22 protein-coding genes are annotated in these 23,403 nt (G+C 65.7%); 7 read left to right on the top strand and 15 right to left on the bottom strand.

The features are described 5' to 3' along the window. Positions 1–4: 4 nt before the first annotated feature. The 5 genes from KXZ72_RS01220 to rplU all read right to left on the bottom strand — a co-directional run bounded on the left by KXZ72_RS01220 (position 5) and on the right by rplU (position 4,509). The gene (locus KXZ72_RS01220; protein WP_226081932.1) at positions 5–1,279 is read right to left on the bottom strand and encodes a glutamate-5-semialdehyde dehydrogenase; all 1,275 of its coding nucleotides are present in this window, start codon (positions 1,277–1,279) and stop codon (positions 5–7) included. Between the two features lie 52 nt (positions 1,280–1,331). Continuing rightward, complete coding sequence (gene proB, locus KXZ72_RS01215) at positions 1,332–2,120, bottom strand: glutamate 5-kinase (RefSeq protein ID WP_226081931.1); 789 nt, start codon at positions 2,118–2,120, stop codon at positions 1,332–1,334. A 102-nt stretch (positions 2,121–2,222) separates the two neighbouring features. Beyond that, positions 2,223–3,800 carry a GTPase ObgE gene (gene obgE, locus KXZ72_RS01210; protein ID WP_226081930.1) on the bottom strand — a complete coding sequence of 526 codons (1,578 nt, stop codon included), beginning with the start codon at positions 3,798–3,800 and terminating at the stop codon, positions 2,223–2,225. A gap of 121 nt (positions 3,801–3,921) precedes the next feature. Then, entirely contained in the window at positions 3,922–4,179 is a 258-nt protein-coding gene (rpmA, locus tag KXZ72_RS01205) for a 50S ribosomal protein L27 (protein ID WP_226081929.1), read from the bottom strand. Between the two features lie 21 nt (positions 4,180–4,200). Then, positions 4,201–4,509, bottom strand: coding sequence for a 50S ribosomal protein L21 (gene rplU / locus KXZ72_RS01200; RefSeq protein ID WP_226081928.1), 309 nt, complete (start codon positions 4,507–4,509; stop codon positions 4,201–4,203). A 311-nt stretch (positions 4,510–4,820) separates the two neighbouring features. On the opposite strand from rplU, the gene KXZ72_RS01195 reads away from it, so the two are divergent. Continuing rightward, positions 4,821–5,114, top strand: coding sequence for a DUF4031 domain-containing protein (locus KXZ72_RS01195; protein WP_226081927.1), 294 nt, complete (start codon positions 4,821–4,823; stop codon positions 5,112–5,114). Between the two features lie 68 nt (positions 5,115–5,182). Here KXZ72_RS01195 and KXZ72_RS01190 read toward each other — a convergent pair whose 3' ends face one another. Further along, positions 5,183–8,257, bottom strand: coding sequence for an Rne/Rng family ribonuclease (locus KXZ72_RS01190; RefSeq protein WP_226081926.1), 3,075 nt, complete (start codon positions 8,255–8,257; stop codon positions 5,183–5,185). 301 nt (positions 8,258–8,558) lie between these two features. Between KXZ72_RS01190 and KXZ72_RS01185 the strand changes: the two genes are divergently transcribed. Continuing rightward, positions 8,559–9,158: a vitamin K epoxide reductase family protein gene (locus tag KXZ72_RS01185; protein WP_226081925.1), complete on the top strand. Its 600-nt coding sequence runs from the start codon at positions 8,559–8,561 to the stop codon at positions 9,156–9,158. Positions 9,159–9,229: 71 nt separating this feature from the next. On the opposite strand, the gene KXZ72_RS14685 is transcribed toward KXZ72_RS01185, so the two are convergent. The 7 genes from KXZ72_RS14685 to ileS all read right to left on the bottom strand — a co-directional run bounded on the left by KXZ72_RS14685 (position 9,230) and on the right by ileS (position 17,005). Beyond that, entirely contained in the window at positions 9,230–9,361 is a 132-nt protein-coding gene (locus tag KXZ72_RS14685; protein WP_264159426.1) for a hypothetical protein, read from the bottom strand. After that, positions 9,354–10,025, bottom strand: coding sequence for a DsbA family oxidoreductase (locus KXZ72_RS01180; RefSeq protein ID WP_226081924.1), 672 nt, complete (start codon positions 10,023–10,025; stop codon positions 9,354–9,356). The genes KXZ72_RS14685 and KXZ72_RS01180 overlap by 8 nt, the downstream gene beginning before the upstream one ends. 50 nt (positions 10,026–10,075) lie before the next feature. Next, a complete protein-coding gene (locus tag KXZ72_RS01175; protein WP_226081923.1) occupies positions 10,076–11,158 on the bottom strand; it encodes an NAD(P)-dependent alcohol dehydrogenase in 1,083 nt (360 codons plus the stop codon). Between the two features lie 139 nt (positions 11,159–11,297). After that, positions 11,298–11,714 carry a nucleoside-diphosphate kinase gene (gene ndk, locus KXZ72_RS01170; protein WP_226081921.1) on the bottom strand — a complete coding sequence of 139 codons (417 nt, stop codon included), beginning with the start codon at positions 11,712–11,714 and terminating at the stop codon, positions 11,298–11,300. 5 nt (positions 11,715–11,719) lie between these two features. Beyond that, a complete protein-coding gene (locus KXZ72_RS01165; RefSeq protein WP_226081919.1) occupies positions 11,720–12,115 on the bottom strand; it encodes a DUF4233 domain-containing protein in 396 nt (131 codons plus the stop codon). Further along, on the bottom strand, positions 12,115–13,461 hold the full coding sequence (locus tag KXZ72_RS01160; protein WP_404823674.1) for a bifunctional folylpolyglutamate synthase/dihydrofolate synthase: 1,347 nt from the start codon (positions 13,459–13,461) through the stop codon (positions 12,115–12,117). The genes KXZ72_RS01165 and KXZ72_RS01160 overlap by 1 nt, the downstream gene beginning before the upstream one ends. A gap of 148 nt (positions 13,462–13,609) precedes the next feature. Beyond that, a complete protein-coding gene (gene ileS / locus KXZ72_RS01155; protein ID WP_226081915.1) occupies positions 13,610–17,005 on the bottom strand; it encodes an isoleucine--tRNA ligase in 3,396 nt (1,131 codons plus the stop codon). A gap of 302 nt (positions 17,006–17,307) precedes the next feature. Here ileS and KXZ72_RS01150 point away from each other — a divergent pair, with 302 nt between their 5' ends. The 4 genes from KXZ72_RS01150 (at position 17,308) to KXZ72_RS01135 (ending at position 20,205) form a co-directional block, all read left to right on the top strand. Next, a complete protein-coding gene (locus tag KXZ72_RS01150; RefSeq protein WP_226081910.1) occupies positions 17,308–18,018 on the top strand; it encodes a M50 family metallopeptidase in 711 nt (236 codons plus the stop codon). A gap of 486 nt (positions 18,019–18,504) precedes the next feature. After that, complete coding sequence (locus KXZ72_RS01145) at positions 18,505–19,071, top strand: hypothetical protein (RefSeq protein WP_226081908.1); 567 nt, start codon at positions 18,505–18,507, stop codon at positions 19,069–19,071. Positions 19,072–19,334: 263 nt separating this feature from the next. After that, entirely contained in the window at positions 19,335–19,655 is a 321-nt protein-coding gene (locus KXZ72_RS01140) for a hypothetical protein (protein ID WP_226081905.1), read from the top strand. Between the two features lie 55 nt (positions 19,656–19,710). Beyond that, complete coding sequence (locus tag KXZ72_RS01135) at positions 19,711–20,205, top strand: hypothetical protein (protein WP_226081904.1); 495 nt, start codon at positions 19,711–19,713, stop codon at positions 20,203–20,205. Between the two features lie 170 nt (positions 20,206–20,375). Here KXZ72_RS01135 and KXZ72_RS01130 read toward each other — a convergent pair whose 3' ends face one another. Both KXZ72_RS01130 and KXZ72_RS01125 read right to left on the bottom strand, forming a co-directional pair. Beyond that, positions 20,376–21,011, bottom strand: coding sequence for a hypothetical protein (locus tag KXZ72_RS01130; protein WP_226081903.1), 636 nt, complete (start codon positions 21,009–21,011; stop codon positions 20,376–20,378). Beyond that, complete coding sequence (locus KXZ72_RS01125; RefSeq protein WP_226081901.1) at positions 21,008–21,613, bottom strand: TetR/AcrR family transcriptional regulator; 606 nt, start codon at positions 21,611–21,613, stop codon at positions 21,008–21,010. Before KXZ72_RS01125 ends, KXZ72_RS01130 begins: the two co-directional genes overlap by 4 nt. Positions 21,614–21,754: 141 nt before the next feature. On the opposite strand from KXZ72_RS01125, the gene KXZ72_RS01120 reads away from it, so the two are divergent. Next, positions 21,755–23,401, top strand: coding sequence for an ABC transporter substrate-binding protein (locus KXZ72_RS01120; RefSeq protein ID WP_404823657.1), 1,647 nt, complete (start codon positions 21,755–21,757; stop codon positions 23,399–23,401). Positions 23,402–23,403: the final 2 nt, after the last annotated feature.

Raw genomic sequence — 23,403 nt, 5'->3', positions numbered from 1 at the left:
GCGACTACTTCCTGGCCTGTCCGTCACCACGCACGATCCACTTGGTACTGGTGAGCTCGGAAAGCCCCATCGGGCCGCGCGCGTGCAGCTTCTGGGTGGAGATCCCCACCTCCGCGCCAAAGCCAAACTCGCCGCCATCGGTGAAGCGGGTGGAGGCGTTAACCATAACCACCGCGGAGTCCACCTCGGCGAGGAACCGCTCGGAGGCGGAGACGCTCTCGGTGATGATGGACTCGGTATGTCCCGTGGAGTGCGCGCGAATATGTTCCAGCGCGCCGTCCAGCGAGTCCACAACCCGCACCCCGACCACCAGCGACATATGCTCGGTATCCCAGGTCTCGGCGGTGGCCGGGCGTGCCGCGGGATAGATCTCCCGGGTCTGCTCATCCCCGTAAATCTCCACGCCCGCGCGGGTGAGCGCACCCAGCACGGCCGGGAGCACCCGCTCGGCGGCGGCGCGATGCACCAGCACGGTATCCACGGCATTGCAGACGCTCGGGCGCTGGGCCTTGGCGTTTTCGACGATATCGGTGGCCCAGTCCAGGCGCGCGGTCTCGTCCAGATAGATATGCACCACTCCCGCGCCGGTCTCGATCACGGGGACCTGGGCGGTCGTGAGCACGGCTTGAATGAGCGAGGCACTCCCCCGCGGGATCAGCACGTCCACGAGGCCGCGTGCGGCCATCAGGGTGGTGGCGCCATCGCGGCCAAAATCGTCCACCGTGGTGATCGCATCGGCGGCAAAACCCGCCAGGACCAGCGCATCGCGCAGGATCGCCACGAGCACCCGGTTGGAGTTTTCGGCGGCACTTCCGCCGCGCAAGACGATGGCATTGCCGCTCTTAATGGCCAGCGCCGCGATATCGATGGTCACATTGGGGCGCGCCTCATAGATCGCACCAACCACCCCAAACGGCACCCGCACCTGGGACAGCCGAATGCCATTGGGCAGCGTGCTGGCGCGCACACCCTGGCCGATCGGATCGGGAAGCGCCGCAATCTCGCGCACGGCCGCGGCGAGGGCGAGGATGCGCGGCTCGTCGAGGCGCAGGCGGTCGAGCAGGCCCGCGCCGATATCCGCGCGCCGCCCCGCCTCCAGATCCAGCGCATTGGCCGCGACGATGCGCTCCACGCCGGATTCGATGCCCGCGGCAATGGCCTCCAGCGCGGCGTTTCGGGCGGCGCCGGTGGCGATGGCCAACCCCCGCGAGGCATCCCGGCTCGCCCGCAGGCGCTCGTGGATGACGGTTTCGATCTGGGCGGGGGTGTTCTCGGTCATGGGCTCCAGTGTAGCCAGCCCGCGGCGGGTCGGCATCCCGGCCCGGGGAGTATTACGCGGCGGGGTTGGCGTCGAACCACGTGCCCACGGAATCGCCCGCAAGCGCGGCCGCCACATTGGCCGTGGAGGTGATCAGGGTGGCCGCCCCGTGCTCGGCCGCATGCCGGGCCGCGGAGGCCTTGGTGGCGGCCCCGCCGGTGCCCAGCCCGGAGACGCCGGGCTCGCCAAATTTTACGCCCGTGAGTTCTGCACCATAGGGCACATGGCGGATGGGTTCCGCGCCGGGCTCCCCCGGGGGGCGGGTATATAGCGACTCGATATCGGAGAGCAAAACCAGCGCATCCGCGCCGATCAGCGTGGCCACGCGGGCCGCCAGATTATCGTTATCACCGAAGCGGATCTCGTGGGTGGCCACCGTATCGTTTTCGTTCACGATCGGCAGGATGCGCAGGTTCAGGAGGCGATCCATCGCGCGCTGCGCGTTTAATCTGTGCGCGTCCAGGCTCAGGTCCCCCGCGGTCAGCAGCACCTGACCGGCGGTGATCCCGTGCCGATCCAGGCTGCCCTGATAGCGGTTAATCAGCACGTTCTGCCCCACGGCGGCGGCCGCCTGCTGGGTGGCCAGGTCCGTGGGTCGCTTCTCCAGCCGCAGGAACGGAATGCCCGTGGCAATTGCACCCGAGGACACCAGCACCACCTGGGTGCCGCGGGCATGCGCGGCGGCCAGCGCGTCCACGAGGGTCTCGATCTGTCCCACGTTCTCCCCGCTCACGGAGGAGGACCCCACCTTCACCACGAGGCGCTGGGCTGTGGTGATTTCGCTCTGGCGGGCCAGGATCATCGGAGGTACTCGTTTCGTCTCGGGTGGGTATGTCCTGCCGATGCTACAGTGCGCCCCGGCCCGGAGACAAAATCTCCCGGCCGGGGCGCACCACGGTTACGGCTATTCGGTATCGCGCTCGGCGGCCCGATCCGCGTCCGCCTGGCGGGCGGCCATGATGGCCTCCTCCTCGTTCTCGGCGTCCACGTCCCAGAATCCGCTCTCGCCCTCGCGGCGCTGGGCCTGGCGTGCGGCCTCCTTGGCGTCCATCTTTGCGAGATATTCGGTGCGGCGCTGCTTGCTTGTGGGCCGGTTCTTCTCGTCGAGACGGGTATCGGTACCACGCGGCATCGACATGATCTCGGCGGCGGAGCTCATGGTGGGCTCCCAGTCGAAGACCACACCCTCGCCCTCGCCGATGATCACGGCGGAGCCACCCACGGCGCCGGCCTTAAACAGGCCGTCCTCCACACCGAGCTTATTCAGCCGGTCGGCCAGGTAGCCCACGGCCTCATCGTTATTAAAGTCCGTCTGCTGCACCCAGCGGAAGGGCTTTTCGCCCAGCACGCGATAGAGAGCACCATAGCTTCCACCCTCGACGCGGATCGAGAACTCGCGGCGGTCCACGGCACGCGGGCGCAGGATGATGCGCGGCTGCGCCTCGACCTTGGCCAGGTATTCGGCGCGGGACTCCTCGACGATCTCGGCCAGCGCATAATTGAGCTGGGTCAGGCCCTCGCGGCTGACCGAGGAGATCAGGAAGACACGATAGCCGCGTGCCTCAAGCTCGGGCTTCACAAACTCGGCGAGTTCGCGGCCCTCGGGCACGTCGATCTTATTCAGTGCGATCAGCTGCGGGCGCTCCTGCAGGGGCTTCTGTCCCTCGGGCACCGGATAGGCGGCGAGCTCACCGAGGATCACGTCCAGGTCGGTCAGCGGGTCGCGGCCGGGCTCTAGCGTGGCACAGTCGAGCACGTGCAGCAGGGCCGCGCAGCGCTCGACGTGACGCAGGAATTCCAGGCCCAGGCCCTTACCCTCGCTCGCGCCCTCGATCAATCCGGGCACATCGGCGATGGTATAGCGCACATCGCCCGAGTCCACCACGCCGAGGTTGGGGTGCAGGGTCGTGAACGGGTAATCGGCGATCTTCGGCTTGGCCGCGGACATTGCCGCGATCAGGCTGGACTTACCGGCCGAGGGATAACCCACAAGCGCCACATCGGCGACGGTCTTGAGTTCAAGGACCACGTCGAGTTCCTGGCCCGGGGTACCCAGCAGGGCAAAGCCGGGGGCCTTGCGCTTGGAGTTTGCGAGCTGGTTATTACCCAGGCCACCGATGCCGCCCTCGGCCACCACAAAGCGGCTACCGGGCTCGATCAGGTCGGCGAGCAGCTCGCCGTCGAGGGTCTTCACCATCGTGCCCACGGGCACGGGGAGAACCAGCTCGGGGCCGTGGGTGCCGCCGCGATAATCGCCCATGCCGGGGCCGCCGTTTTCGGAGCGGCGGTGGGGCGAGCGGTGGTAGTTGAGGAGGGTCGTGGTCTGCGGGTCAACAACGAGGACGATATCGCCACCGTTGCCGCCGCTGCCGCCGTCCGGGCCGGCGAGGGGCTTAAATTTCTCTCGCTTTACCGAGATACAGCCGTCTCCGCCATTTCCGGCGCTCAGGTGCAGCGTGATCTGATCAACAAACGTAGTCACAGTCTGTCCCCTTAAAAGTTTTCGCGCGTTTTGGCGCGTTATCAGCCTTTCGGATGTTCCCGAAAAACAGTGAGGGGCAAGCCGAAGCTCACCCCTCACATAAATCTAGCGGAAACGCGACTTAGGCGTCGACCGCCACGATGTTAACGACCTTGCGGCCGCCCTTTGCGCCGAACTCAACCGCACCGGCGGCGAGGGCGAAGAGGGTGTCGTCGCCACCACGGCCCACGTTCACACCGGGGTGGAAGTGGGTGCCGCGCTGACGGACAAGGATCTCACCAGCGTTGACGGTCTGGCCGCCGAAACGCTTTACGCCGAGGCGCTGAGCATTGGAATCACGACCGTTGCGAGTAGAACTCGCACCTTTCTTATGTGCCATTAGAGGATCTCCTTGCCGTCTCTACTTGATACCGGTGATCTTGAGGCGCGTGAGCTCCTGGCGGTGGCCCTGACGCTTCTTATAACCGGTCTTGTTCTTGAACTTCTGGATGACGATCTTCGGGCCACGGAGGTCGTTCAGGACCTCGGCGGTCACGGAGACCTTCTCGAGCGACTTGGCGTCGGAGGTGATCTTGTCACCGTCTACGAGGAGGACCGGTGCAAGCTGCACGTTTCCGTCCTTGTCGCCCTTGATGCGGTTGACGGTGACAATCGTGCCGACCTCAACCTTTTCCTGCCGGCCACCGGCGCGTACTACTGCGTAAACCACTGTAGATACCTATTCTCTGGGGAGCTGAGCTCCGATTAACGTGCATATCTGAGTGTCACTGCCCTGCCGGAACCCAGTGGGATGAGAGTAACGGCTGTCAGAAAACTTTTGTTCCGTGTGCGTGATAAGCACACACGTACCAGGGACCAAGACTATACGACGCGGGGCCCACTATCAAATGCGAGCGGGCCCGTGTCCGAAGTTTTTTGGGAGTTTTTTGGCGGCGGGGCGATGCCGCGGCCCCGGGGCGGGAGGATACGGGGCGCGACGGGCGGGCACGGGGTCGGGGGTGGGCAACCTAGACTAAATACATGACAATCCTTATTGATGACCCGATGTGGCCCAATCACGGCACATTCTGGGCGCATCTGGTGAGCGATTCCTCGCTCCGGGAGCTGCATGAATTTGCCGCGGCAAACCGGATTCCGCGGCGCGGTTTTGACCTGGATCACTATGACGTGCCGATGGACTCGCGCGCGGCCCTGATCGCCGCGGGGGCCGAGCCCGTCTCCCCCAAGGAACTCACGCGGCGCCTGATCGCCAGCGGGCTGCGGGTGACCGAGCGCGAGCGCCGCGCCGCACGCGCACTCCCCGGCACGGCCTAGCCCGCATCCCCGCGCAAAAAACCCGGCCCGCCTCCCCGAGGGAGGCGGGCCGGGTTTTAAGGGTGGACCTATTCGGTGCCCTCGCTCTGATCGTGCTGGACCGGGGTGCCGGTGAGGGCGGCGGTGCTCACACGACGGTTGCGGTTGCGGCCCTTACCGGGCTGCTTGGGCTCGGGCAGGGCGTTCAGGACGGAACCGAGGAGATCCTCGGCCACCTTTACGTCTACCTTGTGGTTCTTGCGCACGGCCTCCAGCGGGATATCCAGCAGCGGCTGGTTATCCGGGGTGCCACGGCGACCCGAGCGGCCTCCGCGGGCGGGACGCGAGTTGCCGCGGGCGGGACGCTCGGCGGCCGCATCGGCCTCCGCTGACTCCGCCTCGGGGGCCTCGGCGGGAGCCTCGGCCACGGGGATCACAATCACATCGGGGGCGGGTGCGCTCCAGTCGTTGCCACCCGAGCGGGCGCGGCGCGAACCGGAGACACGCTCCGAGGCGGCGGGGGCCTCCTCTGCGGCGGACTCCACGCTCTCCTCGGCGGCCGACTCGGCGGCACCCTCGGTGCCCGTCGATCCGGCATCGCGGTTCTTTCCGCCGCGGCGACGCTTCTTGCGTCCCTCGGGCGTTCCCGAACCCGTGTGCTCGGCCTCCGCGGTGTCCTCGTGGGTCACCGGGAGCGTGCTCGCCGCGATCTGGGCGAGGGCGTTTTTGGCGTCATCGGTGATGGCGTGCGCGGCGGAGACCTTCGGGGCGGCCGCGGGGGCGGCCTGGTTTCCCTGCGAGGCGCCGGAACCGTTCTGCGCACCCGAGTTCTGTGCACCGGAGTTCTGCTTGCCGCTGCGGCGACGCTCGGGCTGCGGGGTCTGCTTATGCTTAACCACCGGGTCGTGGTGCACAATCACACCGCGGCCGGCGCAGGTCTCGCAGGGCTCGCTGAAGGATTCCAGCAGGCCCAGACCCAGCTTCTTGCGGGTCATCTGCACCAGGCCCAGCGAGGTGACCTCGGCCACCTGGTGCTTGGTGCGGTCGCGGCTCAGGCACTCGATCACGCGGCGCAACACCAGATCGCGGTTGGATTCCAGGACCATATCGATGAAGTCCACCACGATGATTCCGCCGATATCGCGCAGCCGCATCTGGCGCACGATCTCCTCGGCGGCCTCGAGGTTATTCTTGGTGACCGTCTCCTCGAGGTTGCCCCCCGAGCCCACAAACTTGCCCGTGTTCACGTCGATCACGGTCATCGCCTCGGTGCGGTCGATTACCAGCGAACCACCCGAGGGCAGCCAGACCTTGCGATCCAGGGCCTTCTCGATCTGCTCGGTGATGCGGTACTCATCAAAGACATCCTTGCTGCCCTCATAGCGCTCCACGCGGTCCACCAGATCGGGGGCCACCTGCTCGAGGTAGCTCGCGATCGTGACCCGGGCGTCATCGCCGGCGATGACCATCTTCTGGAAGTCCTCGTTGAAAACATCGCGGACGATCTTCACCAGCAGATCGGGCTCGCTGTGCAGCAGCGCCGGGGCGTTGGCCTTCTTCAGCTGCTCGCTGATATAGGTCCACTGGCCGGTGAGGCGGTTCACGTCGAGCGTGAGCTGCTCCTCGGTGGCGCCCTCGGCGGCGGTGCGCACGATCACGCCGGTATTCTCCGGCAGGACCTCCTTGAGGATCTTCTTCAGGCGCGCACGCTCGGTATCGGGCAGCTTGCGCGAGATACCGGACATCGAGCCATTGGGCACATAGACCAGGTAGCGGCCGGGCAGCGAGACCTGGCTCGTGAGGCGGGCACCCTTATGGCCCACGGGGTCCTTGGTGACCTGGACGAGGATCTTATCGCCGGGCTTCAGGGCCAGCTCGATGCGGCGGGGCTGGTTGCCGGTGGTGCCGGCGGCCTCCCAGTCGACCTCACCCGAGTAGAGCACGGCGTTGCGGCCGCGTCCGATATCAACAAAGGCTGCCTCCATCGAGGGCAGCACGTTCTGCACGCGACCGAGGTAGACGTTGCCGATCAGCGACGCCTCCTCGTTGCGGGCCACATAGTGCTCCACGAGGACGCTGTCCTCCAGCACGCCGATCTGGATCTTCTGGTTCTTCTCGCGAACCACCATGGTGCGGTCCACGGACTCGCGGCGAGCGAGGAACTCGGCCTCGGTGACCACGGGACGGCGGCGACCGGCATCGCGGCCATCGCGGCGGCGCTGCTTTTTGGCCTCGAGGCGGGTGGAGCCCTTGATCTTCTGCGGCTCGGTGATCAGCGCAACCTCGCGCGGGGCGCGGCCGGAGCGGGACTGCTCGGAATCGCGAGCGCCACGGTCATCGCGCTCGTTGCGGTCATCGCGCGAATTGCGGTCGTTGCGGTCATCGCGGGTATTGCGGTTATCGCGCTGGTTCTCCCGCAGGCCGCGCTCCTCGCGGGAGTTCTCGGGGCGCTGCGGCTCGCGACGGTCATCGCCGCGACGACGCGAGCGGCGGCGGTTGCCGCCGAAGTCGTCCTCGTCCTCGGCCTCGTGCTCCTCGTGGCGGCTGCGCGGGGGCAGCGGCGGCAGATCGGGGGCGAGGAAGATGAGTGCGGTGGAGGGGGCGGAGATAAACGGCTCGGGAAGAATCGAGACGACCGGGGCGGACTCGGCGACAGCCTCGGCGGCCTCCGCGGCCTCGACGATCTCGGTGGCCTCGGCCAGCACGCCGGCCTCCTCGATGGCAAGTTCCTCGGCCACCACGATGGCGAGCTCCTCGACGACGGCCTCCTCGGCGGCCTCCTCTACTGCGGCCTCCTCGGCCGCGGCGGATTCGCTCTCGGCGGGGGCCTCCGGCTCGGCGGCGGCACGCGCACTGCGCGGGGCTCGGCCCCGGGCGGGTGCGGCCGGGGCGGGTGCGGCCGGGGCGGCCTCGGCGGGAGCCTCGGCCTCGGCGACCGGCTCGGACTCCGCGGCGGGCTCGGCCTCGGAGGCGGCACGCGCACTGCGCGGCGCACTCTTCTTGGCGGCGCCACCCGCGGCGCGGGAGCGGCGCGGGGCCTTCTGGGTGGGCTTTTCCGCGGAGGTATCCGCGGCGGCCGCACCGGCATCGGCGGCCGTGGCCTGGGTGGATGTAGCTTCTGACTGCTCAACCGAATCGGCCGAGGTATTTTCTTTTTTCACCATTCCTGGTGCACTCCTCATCCGGTAGATGGCCGCGCCATTTTCCGGGAACTCGTGAGCGGGTCTTCGCCGAGGCGTTGAACCCACTAAATCCTGTGCACTACAGTGATCGGCCCTGTGGCTCTAATCACTTTGTGGAGATCAATTCACGACCCCCACGAATCAGGCCAACTCTGTGCCTAATAAGCCTTCTTTGTTTCCCCCCAGCGCGGCTGAGGCGAACCTCTCTTATTATCGCACGCTCAGCGATCAATGCGGGCTTTGCGCGGAATATTTTTCAGCCCGCTATGCAATAATTCAGGGCATGACCACCTTGGAATCCCGTCGTTCCCCGCGCCTTCTTGCCGCCTTTATGATCCTGGCCGGGGTCATCGGCTGGTGGGCGGCCTTCAGCCTCACCCTAGAGAAATTTGCGCTGGCCGATGATTCCTCCGCGGCCATCGGCTGCGACTTCAGCATCCTGGTGCAGTGCAGCGCAAACCTCACGTCCTGGCAGGGCAGCCTATTTGGCTTCCCCAACCCGATCATCGGCCTCGGCGCCTGGGTCGCCCCGATCGTGGTGGGTGTCGCCATTTTCGCGGGAGCCCGCTTTGCGCGCTGGTTCTGGGCGCTGTTTAACCTCGGCCTGGCCGGCGCGATGGCCTTTGTGATCTGGCTGATGTCGCAGAGCATCTTTGAGCTCAATACGCTGTGCCCGTGGTGCATGGTGACGTGGTCGGTCACGATCCCGCTCTTCCTGGCCGTGACGTTTTATAACCTGCGCGAGGGCAACCTGCCCGCGGGCCCGCGCACGCGCCGCGTCGCCGGCGCCCTGCTGCAGTGGATCGTGGTGGTAACCCTCGCGGCCTACCTCATCGTGGCCGTGATCGCGCAGCTGCGCCTCGACGTGATTTCCTACCTGTAGATTTCCCCGGTGCCGGGCGTGTCGCCCCGCACCAATAACGGCCCCGGGAGTGCTCCCAGGGCCGTTATTTTTTAGTCCTCGCGCGGGGAGGCCGGGCGCGGAAACTCGCAGCCCTCGGGGCCGCAGGCCTCGGCATCGCCCGAGCCCAGCACGATCAGCGGTGGGGCCGGGACCGGCACCGCTCCCCCGGCCGCGTTAGTCATCGCCGAGCTCCTCGTCCACCTGGGTCAGTACCTGGGCGAAGGATTCGGGGGCCTGCGCACCCGAGACGCCGTATTTACCCTGGACCACAAAAAACGGCACACCCTGGATGCCAAACGCCTGTGCCTGCGCCTGATCGGCGCGCACAGCGGGCAGGTATTCATTGCCCTCGAGCGAGGCCCGCAGCGCCTCGGCGTCGAGGCCCACCGCGGAGCCAAGCTCCACCAGGGTATCGATCCGGCCGAGGTGGCGGCCCTGCGTGAAATACGCGGTGAAGAGGGCCTCGGAGAGTTCCAGCTGCTTGCCGTGGGCCTTGGCGAAGTGCAGGGCCTGATGGGCGAGCACGGTATTGGTGTGCTTGAGGATATCGAAGTGGTAGTCGAGGCCCACCGAGGCGGCCACACCGGTGACCTGCTCCAGCATGGGGCGCAACTGCTCGATGCTCATGCCCTTATGCTGCGCGAGGAAATCCTCCTCGGAGCCGTCAAAATCTACCGGGGTATCGGGGGCCAGTTCGAAGGAGTGATACTCCACCTCGACGGGCGTGGCCGAGGTGCGCGAGAATTCCTCGACTCCGGCCTCAAATTTGCGCTTGCCAATGAAGCACCACGGACACGCAATATCGGACCAAATATCGACCTTGATGGGGGTGAGGGAGTCTGTCATACCGGGGACAACACGGGTGCCCCCGGTAATATTCCAGACTCCCCCGCCGGTTACATCGTGAGGATGGCCTTAATCGCCGCACCCGACTGGGTATCGGCAATTGCGCGCTGAATATCCGCAAACGGATAGAACGTCACGAGCTCATCAAACGGGAACAGGCCCGCGCGGTGCAGGGATACCAGGCGCGGAATGAAATCGCGCGGTACCGCGTCGCCCTCGATCACGCCGACGATGGTCTTGCCGGGGATCATCACGATCGGCAGCGTGGCCTCGGGCTTGGACACACCGATCAGGCCCACGGTGGCGCCAAAGGTGGTGGCGGCGATGATGTTCTGGATCACAAACTGATTGCCCGTGGTATCCAGCGCATAGCGCGCCCCGCCCGCGGTGATCTTCTGGATCTGCTCCACCACATCCGCGTCCTTGCCGTTGATGGCATGGGTCGCGCCGAAGTGCAGCGCGCTCTCCAGCCGGGCCGGAATGATATCCACGGCGATGATGATCGCGGCACCCGCGGCCTTTGCGGCCATGATCGCGGAGAGGCCCACCGCGCCGGTGCCGGAAACCACGATGCTGGAACCGGCGGGCACGTTCAGGGTATTCAGGACCGCACCGGCACCGGTCTGGATTCCGCAGCCGAGCGGGCCGGCCAGCCGAAGCGGCAGGTCATCGGGAACCTTCACGGCATTATGCTGCGATACCAGCGAGTATTCGGCGAAGCTCGACTGGCCAAAGAAGCTGCCGTGCACGGCGCGCCCCTCGGAATCGGTCAGGGTCAGGCTGCCATCGGCGCGCGCTCCCCCGAAGTTGAGCTCCATCATGCGCGAGCAATAGGCGGCGCGGCCCACCAGACAGTTGGCGCAGATGCCACAGGAGGCGAAGGACATCGCCACGTGATCACCCACGGCAAAATCGGTCACGGCCGAACCGATGGCCACCACCTCCCCGGCACCCTCGTGGCCGAGGACCACCGGCAGGGGCGAGGGGATATCGCCGTCCACGACCGCAAGATCGGTATGGCACAGGCCGGCGGCGGTGATTTTCACCACCAGTTCATCGGCTCGGGGTTCGTCCAGGGTGATGTCTTCAAAGAGAAATTCACCGTGCTGTTCTCGGATCACTGCAGCCTTCATGATGAGGCATCCTTTCATCGATAACTCCTCCCATTATCTCCTATTCAGATGAATAGTTCCTGGATCGGGGTGAATACCGGGCAAGAAAAAAGCGGCGGCCCCGACCCGAGGGTCGAGGCCGCCGCTATGCGGTGAGGGATTAGTTAAACCACAGTGCGAGCTCGCGCGTGGCGGACTCCACGCTATCCGAGCCGTGCACCAGATTCTGCTGCACCTTAAGGCCCCAGTCGCGGCCAAAATCGCCGCGGATGGTGCCCGGGGCGGCCAGCGTGGGATCGGTGGTTCCCGCGAGCACGCGGAAGCCCTCGATCACGCGGTTACCGGCCACCCGAATGGCCACAACCGGGCCCTCCAGCATGAACTCCACGAGGGGCTCATAAAACGGCTTTCCCTCGTGCTCGGCATAGTGGGCCTCGAGGCGCGTGCGGTCGGGCTGGACCATGCGCAGGTCCACTACCGAATAGCCCTTGGCCTCGATGCGGCGGATGATCTCACCGGTGAGCTTGCGGGCAACACCGTCCGGCTTGACCAGGACGAGGGTTTCTTCAACGGCCATGAAATTTATTCTCCCTGAGTGGTGGTGCCTTGGTTTTCCGCCTCCTGAGCGCGGAAGGCGGCATTGCGTTCGTCGAGCTGGGCGCCCTTATAGTTTCCGTAGATCCAGAGGGCCAGGAACATCGCGGCCACAAAATAGATCTGGGCAACCAGGAGGCCCGATAACACCATAACAATTTGCACGGCCCAGCCGAGAATCACCCCGGCGCGGCGGCCCATGAGGGCCAGCGCGATGATCATCACCACGATCACCACACCGCCGCCCACCAGCGCATACCAGGGCTCGCCCGGCGCGGCCTTCAGGCCAAAAACCACGAGGGCGGTCAGGCCCACCACGATGATCTCAAAGCCCAGGACAATCGACAGCAGGGACTCGCGCACCGTGCGCGTGCGGCCGCGCATTAGGGCTTCCACTCGCGGTCGAGGGCGGTCTCGATGGCCTCGCCACCGAGGATGATCGACCCGGCCACCAGCACGAGGCGGCGCGGCTTCTGATCGGCCCAGTCGCGGGCCTCGATCAGGGCGTCCACGATCGACTCATAGGGGGCCACCGCGCGATCCGGCAGCAGCTCGGCCGCGAGGGCGGCGAGCTGCTCCGCGGGAATCGAACGCTCCGATTCGGACTGCGTGGCGAGCACGGTGGTGGCGATCGGTGCGAGCTCGGTGAGGATGCCCGCGGCATCCTTATCGGCCAGCACCCCGATCACCAGGGCCACCTCGTCCACGTCAAAATAGCGCTCGATGGCCGCGCGCAGGCTGCGGGCACCATGCGGGTTATGGGCGGCATCCACGAGGATCGTGGGCTCCACCCCGATCAGCTGCAACCGGCCCGGGGAGGTGGCCTCGGCCAGCCCCTCCGTAAGCGGATCCTCGCCGAGCGGCGCGGTGCCATCGCCGAAGAAGGCCTCCACCGCGGTCAGTGCCACGGCGGCATTCTGTGCCTGATGATCGCCATAGAGCGGCAGGTAGAGCTGCTCATAGCTGCCCGCGCGGCCGCGCACGCTTATCTGCTGGCCACCCACGGCCACGAGGTCCTCGGTGAGCGCAAAATCGCGGTCCTGCAAGACCAGGGTGGCCCCCATCGCCTCCACACGCGCCTGAATTTCGGCGAGGGCGGCGGCGGGCTGGGCCGCGGAGATCACGGTGGCCCCGGCCTTGATGATGCCCGATTTGGTGCGGGCAATCTCGGCAATGGTCGAGCCAAGACGCTGGGTATGATCCAGGTCGATCGGCGTGAGCACGGCGATCTGGGCATCGGCCACATTGGTGGAATCCCATTCGCCGCCCATTCCCACCTCGATCACGGCCACATCCACGGGGGCGTCCGCGAAGCACGCAAAGGCGAGCACGGTGAGCGCCTCAAAAAACGTGATCCGCGGCTCGCCGCGCGATTCCAGCTCGGAGTCCACGAGGTCCAGGAACGGGGAGATATCCTCCCAGTTATCGGCCACCACGGAGTCCGCGATCGGCAGCCCGTCGATCGAGATGCGCTCGGTGAAGCGCACGAGGTGCGGGCTGGTGAACAGGCCCGTGCGCAGCCCGTGGGCGCGCAGGGTGGACTCGATCAGGCGCGAGGTGCTCGTTTTGCCGTTGGTGCCGGTGAGCTGGATGACCGGATAGGAAGCCTGCGGGTCGCCCAGCAGCTCCAGGACGCGCGCGGTCGCGGCCAGGCGCGGCTCGGGGGCCGCCTCCCCGGTGCGGCTGAGCAGCTCGGAGAACACCCGATCGGCACGATCGGTGGCCTCCACATCGGCCTCAAAGCTCGCCGCATCGGGTTCGCCCGGACCGAAGGCATCGGGGTCCCCCGCCACGGGCAGGCCGAGGGGCCCGCCCAGAGCGGCGAGTTCGGCGACATCCTCGGGGAGGGCGTCGGCGGGCAGATCGAGATCGTTCGGGTTAGACATCGTAGGTCCTCTCCATGCGCGAAACCGACACGATAAAGCGGCCGGCGTTGGCAAATTTCTCGGCGGGCACCGACTGGAAGAACTCGGCGTTATGGCCGGTCTCGGCGGCGAGCCACTCCACGGGTACCTGCACCTCGCGCTGCGAGACCACCAGCGGGTCCAGGCCCACGATGGCAAACTCGGTCGCGAGGGTTTCCCCCGCGATATCCACCAGCTCGGAGGCCACGGTCACGGCCGCGGCATCCGCCTCGTTAAAGAATACGAGGTCGAGGTGGATGCGGTCGGATATGTCAAAGCCGGCGGCCTTGCGGGTGTCCTGCACGGCGCGGATCACGTCGCGGGCCAGGCCCTCGGCCTCCAGCTCGGGGGTCGTGGCGGTGTGCAGCAGGACAAAACCACCCTCGGGCAGCAGGGCGAGCGCCGTCTCGGCGGCCCCTCCCGCATCGGCCACCTCGAGGGTGAGGTCATACTCGCTGGGCTCCAGCGCGATGCCGCCGGCGGTCACGACGCCGTTGGTTTCGCTCCAGTCGCCGGCGCGGGCGGCCTTGATCACCGTCTGCACCTCCTTACCCAGGCGCGGACCCGCGGCGCGGGCGTTCACGGCCAGGCGCGACGTGATGCCATAATTGGCGGCGCTATCGGCCTCCAGCTCCACAAATTCCACGGCCTTCACGTTGAGCTCATCGCGCAGGATGGCCTCGAAGCGGGCGAGGGACTCGGAGCCCGCGGCGACCACCGTGAGCGAGGCGAGCGGCAGGCGCACCCGCAGGCCCGCCTTCTTGCGCAGCGCAAGCGAGGTGGAGCTGATCGCACGCACCTGGTCCATCGCGCGCACCAGGGCCTCATCCGCGGGCAGCGCATCGGCCTCGGGATAATCGGTCAGGTGCACGCTGCGCCCGCCGGTGAGATCCTTCCAGATGCGCTCGGTCACGAGCGGGAGGAACGGCGCGGCCACGCGGGTCAGCGTCTCCAGCACGGTATAAAGCGTGTCAAAGGCGGCGGAACCGCTGCCATCGGCGGCCACTCCGGCCCAGAAACGATCGCGCGAGCGACGCACATACCAGTTGGTGAGTACATCGGCGAAGTCGCGTAGAGCGGCGGCGGCCAGCGGCGTATCGAAGTTATCCAGGTGTCCGGTGACCTCCTCCACAAGCGCGCGGGTCTTGGCGAGGATATAGCGGTCGAGCACGTCCTCCGAGGAGGTATCGATCTTCGCGGTATAACCGCCCTCGCATGCGAGGTTGGCGTACATGGCAAAGAAGTACCAGCTATTCCACATCGGCAGCAGCACCGAGCGCACACCCTCGCGGATGCCCTCCTCGGTGACCACCAGGTTGCCGCCGCGGATCACGGAGCTGGACATCAGGAACCAGCGCATGGCATCCGAGCCATCGCGGTTAAAGACCTCCATCACATCGGGATAATTGCGCAGCGATTTGGACATCTTCTGGCCGTCATTGCCGAGCACGATGCCGTGGCTGATGACGTTCTTAAACGCCGGGCGGTCAAAGAGGGCGGTGGAGAGCACGTGCAGGGTATAGAACCAGCCGCGGGTCTGTCCGATGTACTCCACGATGAAATCGGCCGGGTTATGGCTCTCGAACCACTCCTGGTTTTCGAAGGGGTAGTGCACCTGGGCGAAGGGCATCGATCCCGAGTCAAACCAGACGTCGAGAACGTCCTCGATGCGGCGCATCGTGGACGCCCCCGTGGGGTCATCGGGGTTGGGGCGGGTCAGCTCGTCGATATACGGGCGGTGCAGATCGGTGGGACGCACGCCAAAATCGGCCTCAAGCTCGTCCAGCGAACCATAAACGTCGATGCGCGGATACTCAGGGTTATCGCTCTTCCAGACCGGGATCGGGGAGCCCCAGTAGCGGTTGCGGCTGATCGACCAATCGCGGGCGCCGGCCACCCACTTACCAAACTGGCCGTCCTTCACGTTTTCGGGGACCCAGTTGATGTCCTGGTTGAGCTCGCCCATCCGACCCTTAAACTCGGGAACGCGGATGAACCAGCTGGACACGGCCTTATAGATCAGCGGGTTGCGGCAGCGCCAGCAGTGCGGATAGGAGTGCACATAGCTGGCCTGGCGCAGCAGGCGGCCCTTTTCCTTGATCAGCGCGGTGAGCGGCTTATTGCCGTCCATCCAGAGCTGCCCGGCCACATCGGTGACCTCGGGCAGGAAGCGACCACCGGCGTCCACCGAGAGGATCACGGGGATGCCCGCGGCCATACAGATCCGCTGGTCGTCCTCACCATAGGCGGGGGCCTGGTGCACGATGCCGGTGCCGTCGGTGGTGGTGACGTAGTCATCGGAGAGGATCTGCCAGGCATTGGACATATCGCGCTCCTCGGAGCTGGCGTAATAGTCAAACAGCGGCTGATAGCGCACGCCCACCAGCTCGGAGCCGGGCAGGTGCCGGGTGACCGCGGCGAGCGCCTCGGCGGGCTCGGCATAACCGAGGTCCTTGGCATAGCCGGAGAGCAGATCGGCGGCCAGCAGATAGGACACCGCGCCGTCTCCGCCGTCGTGGGCGCCGGCCTCGGCGGCGGGAACCACCACATAGTCGATCTCGGGGCCCACCACGAGGGCCACGTTGGTGGGCAGGGTCCACGGGGTTGTGGTCCAGGCCAGGGCGCGCACGCCGTCCAGGCCAAGCTTCTCGGCGCGGTCCCCGCGCATCGGGAAGGTCACGGTGACCGTCTGGTCCTGGCGGTCCTGATAGACGTCATCGTCCATCCGCAGCTCGTGATTGGACAGCGGGGTCTGATCGCGCCAGCAATACGGCAGCACCCGGTAGCCCTCATAGGCGAGGCCCTTATCGTGCAGGCGCTTAAACGCCCAGATCACGCTCTCCATGAACGTGATGTCGAGGGTCTTATAGTCGTTTTCGAAGTCCACCCAGCGCGCCTGCCGGGTGACATAGGTCTCCCAGTCATCGGTATAGCGCAGCACCGATTCCTTGGCCGCGGCGTTAAACGCGGCGAGGCCCATCTCCTCGATCTGGCTCTTATCGGTGATGCCCAGCTGACGCTCGGCCTCAAGCTCGGCGGGCAGGCCGTGGGTATCCCAGCCGAAGCGGCGGTGTACCTGCTTGCCGCGCATGGTCTGATAGCGGGGGAAGAGATCCTTGGCATAGCCGGTCAGGAGGTGGCCGTAGTGCGGCAGGCCGTTGGCAAACGGGGGGCCGTCGTAGAAGGTCCACTCGGTATTGCCCTCGCGGTTATCAATCGAGGCCTGGAACGTGTTGTCGTTTTTCCAGAACGCGAGGATGTCCTCCTCGATCGCGGGGAAGCGCGGTGAGGCCTGCACGCCGAAGGCGGCTCCGGGGGCCGGGGCGGCGCCCGCGGCGTCGGCCGGGTTCGAGGACTGGGGGTAGGGCATTTTGACTCCTGGCAGGTGATAGGGATCTCCTGCGAGGACGACGTGTGCCGCGGTACCACCTCGCTTGCCCCGCATCCGGTAGCTACCGGGCGTGGGGCCGCTTCATTGGGCTGTGACGGGCCTACCCGTTTGGTTCTACCCCGCTCGCCGTGGGGGCCGGGCGGATCTTCCAAAGGCTCCCCGGTGATGGCCGGATCGCTGCCGATTGCCCCAGTCTACCCCACCGCGGGTTTGCCCCATACCCGGGATTCTCCGGCCGGGACGTGGCACAATCGACGGGTCCCCCGAGTTCAGGAATCCTCATGATCGATCTGCCTACGCTATTTGGCCATACCGCGCCGCCCATGCTCTCCCCCACCGCGATCGCGCTGATTCTGCTCGCCGCGATTGCGCTGAGCGTGCCGCGGGTCACCTGGCGCTGGTTTGGTCTGTTTACCACGCTGGTGCATGAGCTGGGACACGCGCTCTCGGGGGCGCTGCTCGGTCGGCGGGTGCGGGCGATCCGCCTGAATGGCAATCACGGGGGTTCGGCCACCAGTTCGGGCGGAAAATTCAGCGCCGTGGTCTCCGGCTTTTTGGGCTATCCGGCCCCCGCGCTGGTCGGGGCCGGCCTGATCTGGTCGGTATTTTCCGGCTATACCGCGGCCGCCCTGGTGATCGGCGGCGTGCTGATGCTGGCCTCGCTGCTCGTGATCCGCGGCGCGGTGGGTGTGGGTGTGACCCTCGGCTCGGTCGCGATCGCGGGTGCGCTCTGGGCCTGGGCGCCGGTTCCCGTGCAGGCCTATGCGCTGCTCATTCTGGGCATCGCGCTGCTTGTGGGCTCGGTGCGCGCCCTGGGCAACGTGCTGGCCGTGCATACCTCCCGCCGCGCGGAGGTGACCTCCTCGGATGCCCATATTCTGTATCTGCAGACGCATATTCCCTCGCCGGTCTGGCTGCTGGGGTTTTGCGCCGTGATCGGCTGGAGCGTGTGGATCGCCACCCATACCGCGCTGGGCGCGTTCGGGGCCTAGTGCCCGTCCTCGTCCTCGTCCTCGCCGGACCCGCAGGAATGTCCCACGGCGTGGAAGGCGGTGAGGGGATCGCTGAGCGTGTTCTGCGCGATCCCCAAAAGTACTCCGTCGATGGTGACCGATTCATTATTCAGCCACTCATTGCAGAAAAACAGTCAACAAAAGGAGATGGGGCACCAGGGAAGATTTCGACATCGCGTTAGCGGTGGGTGTTGAGCGGACATGTTATCAAGGCTGGCAATAAGGAGGCTTAGCCGAGTGACACCGGTCGAGGTCGAGGCCAAACTGTGCCCGTCAGTCGTCCCGACCGGGTGACTAATAGCTCTCGCCCAGCAATGCGGCAGCACCGTCTCTCCGCGGACTCGTGGCGGGTGCGGCGTGCCCTGCACTCAAAGGGATGAACTTGAGAACTCTAAAAATTCGCCATTGACTAAAAAGTACCCCCCAAATAGGCTACGTATTGCCTTTTACGCACACCGGAGTGATATGTCTAAATTATTGTCAAAGCGCTACCTTTTTCCAGCCTTGCTATCCCTCAGTCTGATTTTGACCACTGCAGTACCTTCTCCCGCCAACGCTGTGGAAATCGATCAACTGCCGGACGAGACACTCGAGACCTGGTCAGATACACCGCTCGTGCCTAGTGACGTCAATAACGAAACCACCGGAACCTTTAGCGAAACTACGGGAGACTCGCTCCGGGCATTGCGGGCAGCACCGATCTACTGCAGAATTTCGCAGGACAACCCGCATCCTTCAAGTACGACGCCACGCACAATCAACACCCATTTGACGGGTGATTGCCCGGTGATTCCCACCGTCCATTCAATTGAGGGATCCTCTTATAGAAATGAGTGGTGGGGATGGGCTCACCAACGTTCGAGTCGCGGTTCAGCTCCGAAAAAATTCTTAAGAATCACCACTCCCTTTCTTTGCAATCCGGGCAGCTATCACCAGTACCGCACCACGGGACGCTACTACACCGCATTTGCTAATGGCTATACAGGGGTCAGTTATCGCACCAAAACCGCCTTTGCGCCGTGCAACGGCTAAACGGATTGAGATCAGCGCTTGCCGCCGTGACCATAATCGCCCTCGGGTTAGCAGTGATATCGTGTGGCGTTATGGCATCAACGCCTCAGTCAGAGTCGGGAGATTCGGTGGACGCAACAGCTAACAACACCGAGTTTCCCACGCTGAAGAGTTTCCCACGCTGGCCTCTCGCTTCAGTAAGCGGCGGATCTCCGCCGATCGTTAACGCGTATTGGGGCGAGGACCTGGCACTTGACCCACCCGGTAGGGTTTATTGGGACGTCATGCTCGCGCCCGATGAACCACTCATCCTCCACACGCGATTTGCGCCGACTGAACTCACCATCACAAATGTATCGACCCTGGATTCTGACGGCATACCTCTGAGCTGGAGCACCCAAGATATCGATTATGCGCCGCAATCCGCGGGGCGCCTGCAGCCCTCCGATCATTCCGAGGTTGTTTACCTCTACCCGGATGCACTCATCCCGCAAGGTTGGACCCACGCGATTATTCAGGTCACCTGGGTGCTGTTAACCGAGGACACCATCCCCGCTCCGTTATCCGTACAGGCCAGCTATGCGCTCGCCCACATTCGAACATAGACTCAGAAAAAGAACGTACCCATTTCACGCCGGGAAAAACGAAAGCGCGGTTACCATGACAGATCCCAACTACGGTCAGTATGACCCGTTTCCGGATTCCACCGTGCCCACACTCGCGATATTTCCCACCTGGCCAGCGGCCACCATATCCGGCACCACGCTCCCCATGTACTACGCAGATTGGGGCAAGAATGAGATTCCCCTCAACTCGTGGCCCCTGGACTGGACGGCGGTGCGCGCGCCCGGCGAAAACCCCGTCATTCACACCGGGCATATGCCGGTCGAGCTGGCCATCAGTATCGTGAGCGCAATCGATGAGTATGGACTTCCCGTCACGCGGACCCTCTACGAACTCGAACTTGGGCATCCCGACGAGCCACAGGATTCCTACGAGATTCGCGGTGACAGCATCATCATCGACCTCGATTCCGTCTTCGACGGAGCCTGGACCCACCTGATTATCCATGCCGCCTGGGCGGTGGCCCCCACCAAAAACAGCGGCCCCGAGGCCCTACAGGTGGCCTACGCCCTGCGCAATCACCGGGATTAACGCGCGCGGGGCAGCGCAATCACGGGTTTTATTCATCGCCCGCGCATTATGAATCCCCGGGGCCCACCCGCGCTCGAGCGTTGTGATCCCCCGACGCATCTCCGGTTTAAATGTCCCCCGGAAACCGCTGGTTTGATCGCCGCCCATACCGCGCCGGGCGCGTTCGGGCCCTAGTGCCCGTCCTCGTCCTCGCCGTGATCCTCGCCCGAGCCGCAGGAATGTCCCACGGCCTGGAAGGCGGTGAGGGGATCGCTGAGCGTGACCGCCCCGGTCGCGGAGGTCTGTTCGATGCGGTATTCCGCGAGCGTGCCAAAGGGATGCGCGAGGAGCACCTCCCCCGGTGACCCCTCGACCGTGCAGCCGCCCTCCCCGGGGGTGGAGTCCTCGGGCGGGGTCCAGCCCAGACGCTCGGAGACCCAGGCCTCGTCCTGTCCCAGCGCGGATCCCACCCGGTAGAGACCCTCGGGGCGCACACTCATATCGTTGCAGTGCACGGCGCCGGTGGCGGAGAAGGGTTCGCAGCGCTGGCCCACGGTGAGGGAACACTCGGTGCCGCCCTCGGGCACCACGCAGGAGCCGATGACCACATGGGTATCCACAAAGGCGGGATTCAGCCGCAGCTGCACAAGACGGGACTCGGAGCCCGCGCCAAGATTCAGCGCGAGCAGCGCGGCCACCGCGGCGAGCACGGGAATCAGGAGCAGCCACGGCCAGCGCCGGCGGCGGCGCGGGGCCACGGGCTCACCCTCGCCGGGGAATACCGGGGAGCTGGGCAGGTTCAGTGGTGCGGGGATTGGTTCACTCATGATTCCTCCCGGAATCCGGCCAGCGCGGGAAGCAGGGCCGCGGCAATATAGGCGTTCAGGGGGTCGCGGCGCACACCCGCGTCGATCCACTCCGCGAGCCCCGCGGCCACGGCACCCACGCTCACGCAGGCCACCGCGCGGATGCGGGCGCGGCCGGACCAGCCCTCCAGGAAGGCCTCGATGGCGCGGGTCTGCGCCGTGAGGCGGGCCAGCGCGGAGGCCTCCAGCTCGGCCCGGGTGCCCATCAGATCGGCCTGGCTCAGCGCCCACGGCACCCGATCGGCGGGATGCCGGGCGGCCACGGCGAGCACGGCGGCGGCAAGCGCGTCGAGGCGCGCGGCCCCGGCCTCGCGCGGGGACTCGGCGAGCGCTGCGGGCAGCAGGGCAATCGAGCGGTCCAGATCGATCCAGAGCAGATCGGATTTGACCCCGAAGTAGTTAAAAAACGTATTGCGGCTGACCCCGGCGCGCTGGGTGATCTGCTCGATGGCCGTGGCGGCATAGCCCTGTTCCAAAAACAGTTCGGCCGCGGCATCCTCGAGCATCTGCTGCGAGGAGCGTCGCGGGCGACCCACGCGGGGCGCGGTGGGGGTCTGGGCCATCGGCGGGCTCCCTTCGATCTCGACTCAGGCTATCGCGTGCCCCCGGTATCGGCGCCGAGAAATACCGGCTAGAGTCTTATTGCACCCCGTCCAATAATACGCTTTTGCGTCGCGACCCCCTCGCCCAACCTCAGGATTCTTGTGAACACAGCCTCGACCGTGCGCCGCCTGGCGCTTCCCGTTCTCGCCGCGGGTCTGGCGCTGGGACTGCTGTCCTGCGCGCAGACCACCCCGGGTAATACCGCCCCCGCGGGCGGCGGCACCCTCACCTATGCCAGCGGAGATGCCGAACCCACCTGCCTGGACCCGCATGTGGGCGGTAACTATCCACAATCGCTGCTGGCCGCGCAGTTCCTCGAACAGCTCGTGACCCTCGATAAAAACGGCGCCGCGGTGCCCTGGCTCGCGAGCGCGTGGACCGAGAGCGAGGACGGCCTGACCTGGACCTTCACCGTGCGCGAGGGCGTCTCCTTCAGCGATGGCACGCCGCTGAACGCCGCCGCCGTGGTGCGCAATATCGAACACGTCCAGGATCCCGCCACCAAATCCTCCACGGGCTATCTCGCGCTGGGCAAGGTCACCGCGGCCGCCGCGAGCGATGAGCACACCGTGACCCTCACCCTGAGCGAACCCGATAGTGCGCTGCTGGAATCGCTGTCGATGCCGTGGCTGGCCATCGAATCCCCCGCCGGGCTCGACCGCAGCCAGGAGGAAAACTGCCAGACACCCGTGGGCACCGGCGCGTTTATCGTGAGCGAGTGGAAGCGCCAGGACCGCGTGGTCCTGACCCGCAATACCGGCTATAACTCGGCCCCCGAGGGAGCCGCCTCGGCCGCCCCGGCACTCGCCGATACCCTCAACTGGCGCTTTATTCCCGATGCCGCCACCCGCTATGCGGCCCTGCAGTCGGGCGATGTCCAGATCATCGATAATGCGCAGCCGGATAATATCGTGGCGGCGGGCAATACCCAGGGGCTTGGCCACCTGGACGCACCCCGGCCCGGCTCGGTAAACCGGATCGAGTTTAATTCCTCGCGCGGCCCGCTCTCCGATATCCGGGTGCGGGAGGCGCTGATCCGCGCGGTGGACCTGGACGCCGGAATCAAAACCCTCTTCTTTGGTACCGCTGAACGCTCCTATTCCCCGCTCTCCAGCGTGGAGCCGCTGGGCCTCACCGATAAGGCCCCCTTTGGCCACGATGCGGCGGCCGCCAATGAGCTGCTGAGCGCCGCGGGCTGGAGCGAACCCAGCGCGGCCAATCCCATCCGCATGCGCGATGGCGAAAAGCTCTCGCTGGCGTTCCCGGTGAGCACCAATCAGTCGATCCCCGCGGAACAGTCGCTATTTGAACAGATTCAGGCGCAGGCCCGCACGGTGGGCATCGAGATCACGCTGGAACCCACGGATCTGTCCACCTGGTACGAGCGCCTCGGCGCAAATGAATACGATCTGGTGAGCGCCCCCTATACCAAGGTGGGCCCGGATGTGCTGCGGATCCTGTACCACTCCTCGGGCATCACCCCGGCACCCAGCGGCTATTTTGCCAATCACGCGCAGATCAACGATCCCGCGTTGGATGAGCTGCTCACGCGCGGCTCCGAGATCACCGCGGAGGATGAGCGCGCCGATCTCTACCGCCGCGCGCAGCAGATTGTGCTCGATGGCTATTACATCCTGCCGCTCTACGATCAGCAGAACCACTTCCTCTACTCGGAGAAGCTCGACGGGATGGGCGAGACCAATAGTGTGGGCAATCCGCTGCTGCGGAGCGTGGCCCCGACCCGGTGAGC

Origin of the sequence: Mycetocola spongiae (genome assembly GCF_020424085.1) — a bacterium.
GTDB classification, from domain to species: domain Bacteria; phylum Actinomycetota; class Actinomycetes; order Actinomycetales; family Microbacteriaceae; genus Mycetocola; species Mycetocola spongiae.
Note: the sequence above shows the minus strand (reverse complement) of the source record. Positions and strands in the feature narration are given on the sequence as shown.

Bases quoted from the DNA above. Each gene is read 5' to 3' on its own strand.
- KXZ72_RS01220 (WP_226081932.1), bottom strand. From the start codon at position 1,279: ATGACCGAGAACACCCCCGCCCAGATCGAAACCGTCATCCACGAGCGC.
- proB (WP_226081931.1), bottom strand. From the start codon at position 2,120: ATGATCCTGGCCCGCCAGAGCGAAATCACCACAGCCCAGCGCCTCGTG.
- rpmA (WP_226081929.1), bottom strand. From the start codon at position 4,179: ATGGCACATAAGAAAGGTGCGAGTTCTACTCGCAACGGTCGTGATTCC.
- KXZ72_RS01195 (WP_226081927.1), top strand. From the start codon at position 4,821: ATGACAATCCTTATTGATGACCCGATGTGGCCCAATCACGGCACATTC.
- KXZ72_RS01190 (WP_226081926.1), bottom strand. From the start codon at position 8,257: ATGGTGAAAAAAGAAAATACCTCGGCCGATTCGGTTGAGCAGTCAGAA.
- KXZ72_RS01185 (WP_226081925.1), top strand. From the start codon at position 8,559: ATGACCACCTTGGAATCCCGTCGTTCCCCGCGCCTTCTTGCCGCCTTT.
- KXZ72_RS14685 (WP_264159426.1), bottom strand. From the start codon at position 9,361: ATGACTAACGCGGCCGGGGGAGCGGTGCCGGTCCCGGCCCCACCGCTG.
- KXZ72_RS01180 (WP_226081924.1), bottom strand. From the start codon at position 10,025: ATGACAGACTCCCTCACCCCCATCAAGGTCGATATTTGGTCCGATATT.
- KXZ72_RS01175 (WP_226081923.1), bottom strand. From the start codon at position 11,158: ATGAAGGCTGCAGTGATCCGAGAACAGCACGGTGAATTTCTCTTTGAA.
- ndk (WP_226081921.1), bottom strand. From the start codon at position 11,714: ATGGCCGTTGAAGAAACCCTCGTCCTGGTCAAGCCGGACGGTGTTGCC.
- KXZ72_RS01165 (WP_226081919.1), bottom strand. From the start codon at position 12,115: ATGCGCGGCCGCACGCGCACGGTGCGCGAGTCCCTGCTGTCGATTGTC.
- ileS (WP_226081915.1), bottom strand. From the start codon at position 17,005: ATGCCCTACCCCCAGTCCTCGAACCCGGCCGACGCCGCGGGCGCCGCC.
- KXZ72_RS01150 (WP_226081910.1), top strand. From the start codon at position 17,308: ATGATCGATCTGCCTACGCTATTTGGCCATACCGCGCCGCCCATGCTC.
- KXZ72_RS01145 (WP_226081908.1), top strand. From the start codon at position 18,505: ATGTCTAAATTATTGTCAAAGCGCTACCTTTTTCCAGCCTTGCTATCC.
- KXZ72_RS01140 (WP_226081905.1), top strand. From the start codon at position 19,335: ATGCTCGCGCCCGATGAACCACTCATCCTCCACACGCGATTTGCGCCG.
- KXZ72_RS01135 (WP_226081904.1), top strand. From the start codon at position 19,711: ATGACAGATCCCAACTACGGTCAGTATGACCCGTTTCCGGATTCCACC.
- KXZ72_RS01130 (WP_226081903.1), bottom strand. From the start codon at position 21,011: ATGAGTGAACCAATCCCCGCACCACTGAACCTGCCCAGCTCCCCGGTA.
- KXZ72_RS01125 (WP_226081901.1), bottom strand. From the start codon at position 21,613: ATGGCCCAGACCCCCACCGCGCCCCGCGTGGGTCGCCCGCGACGCTCC.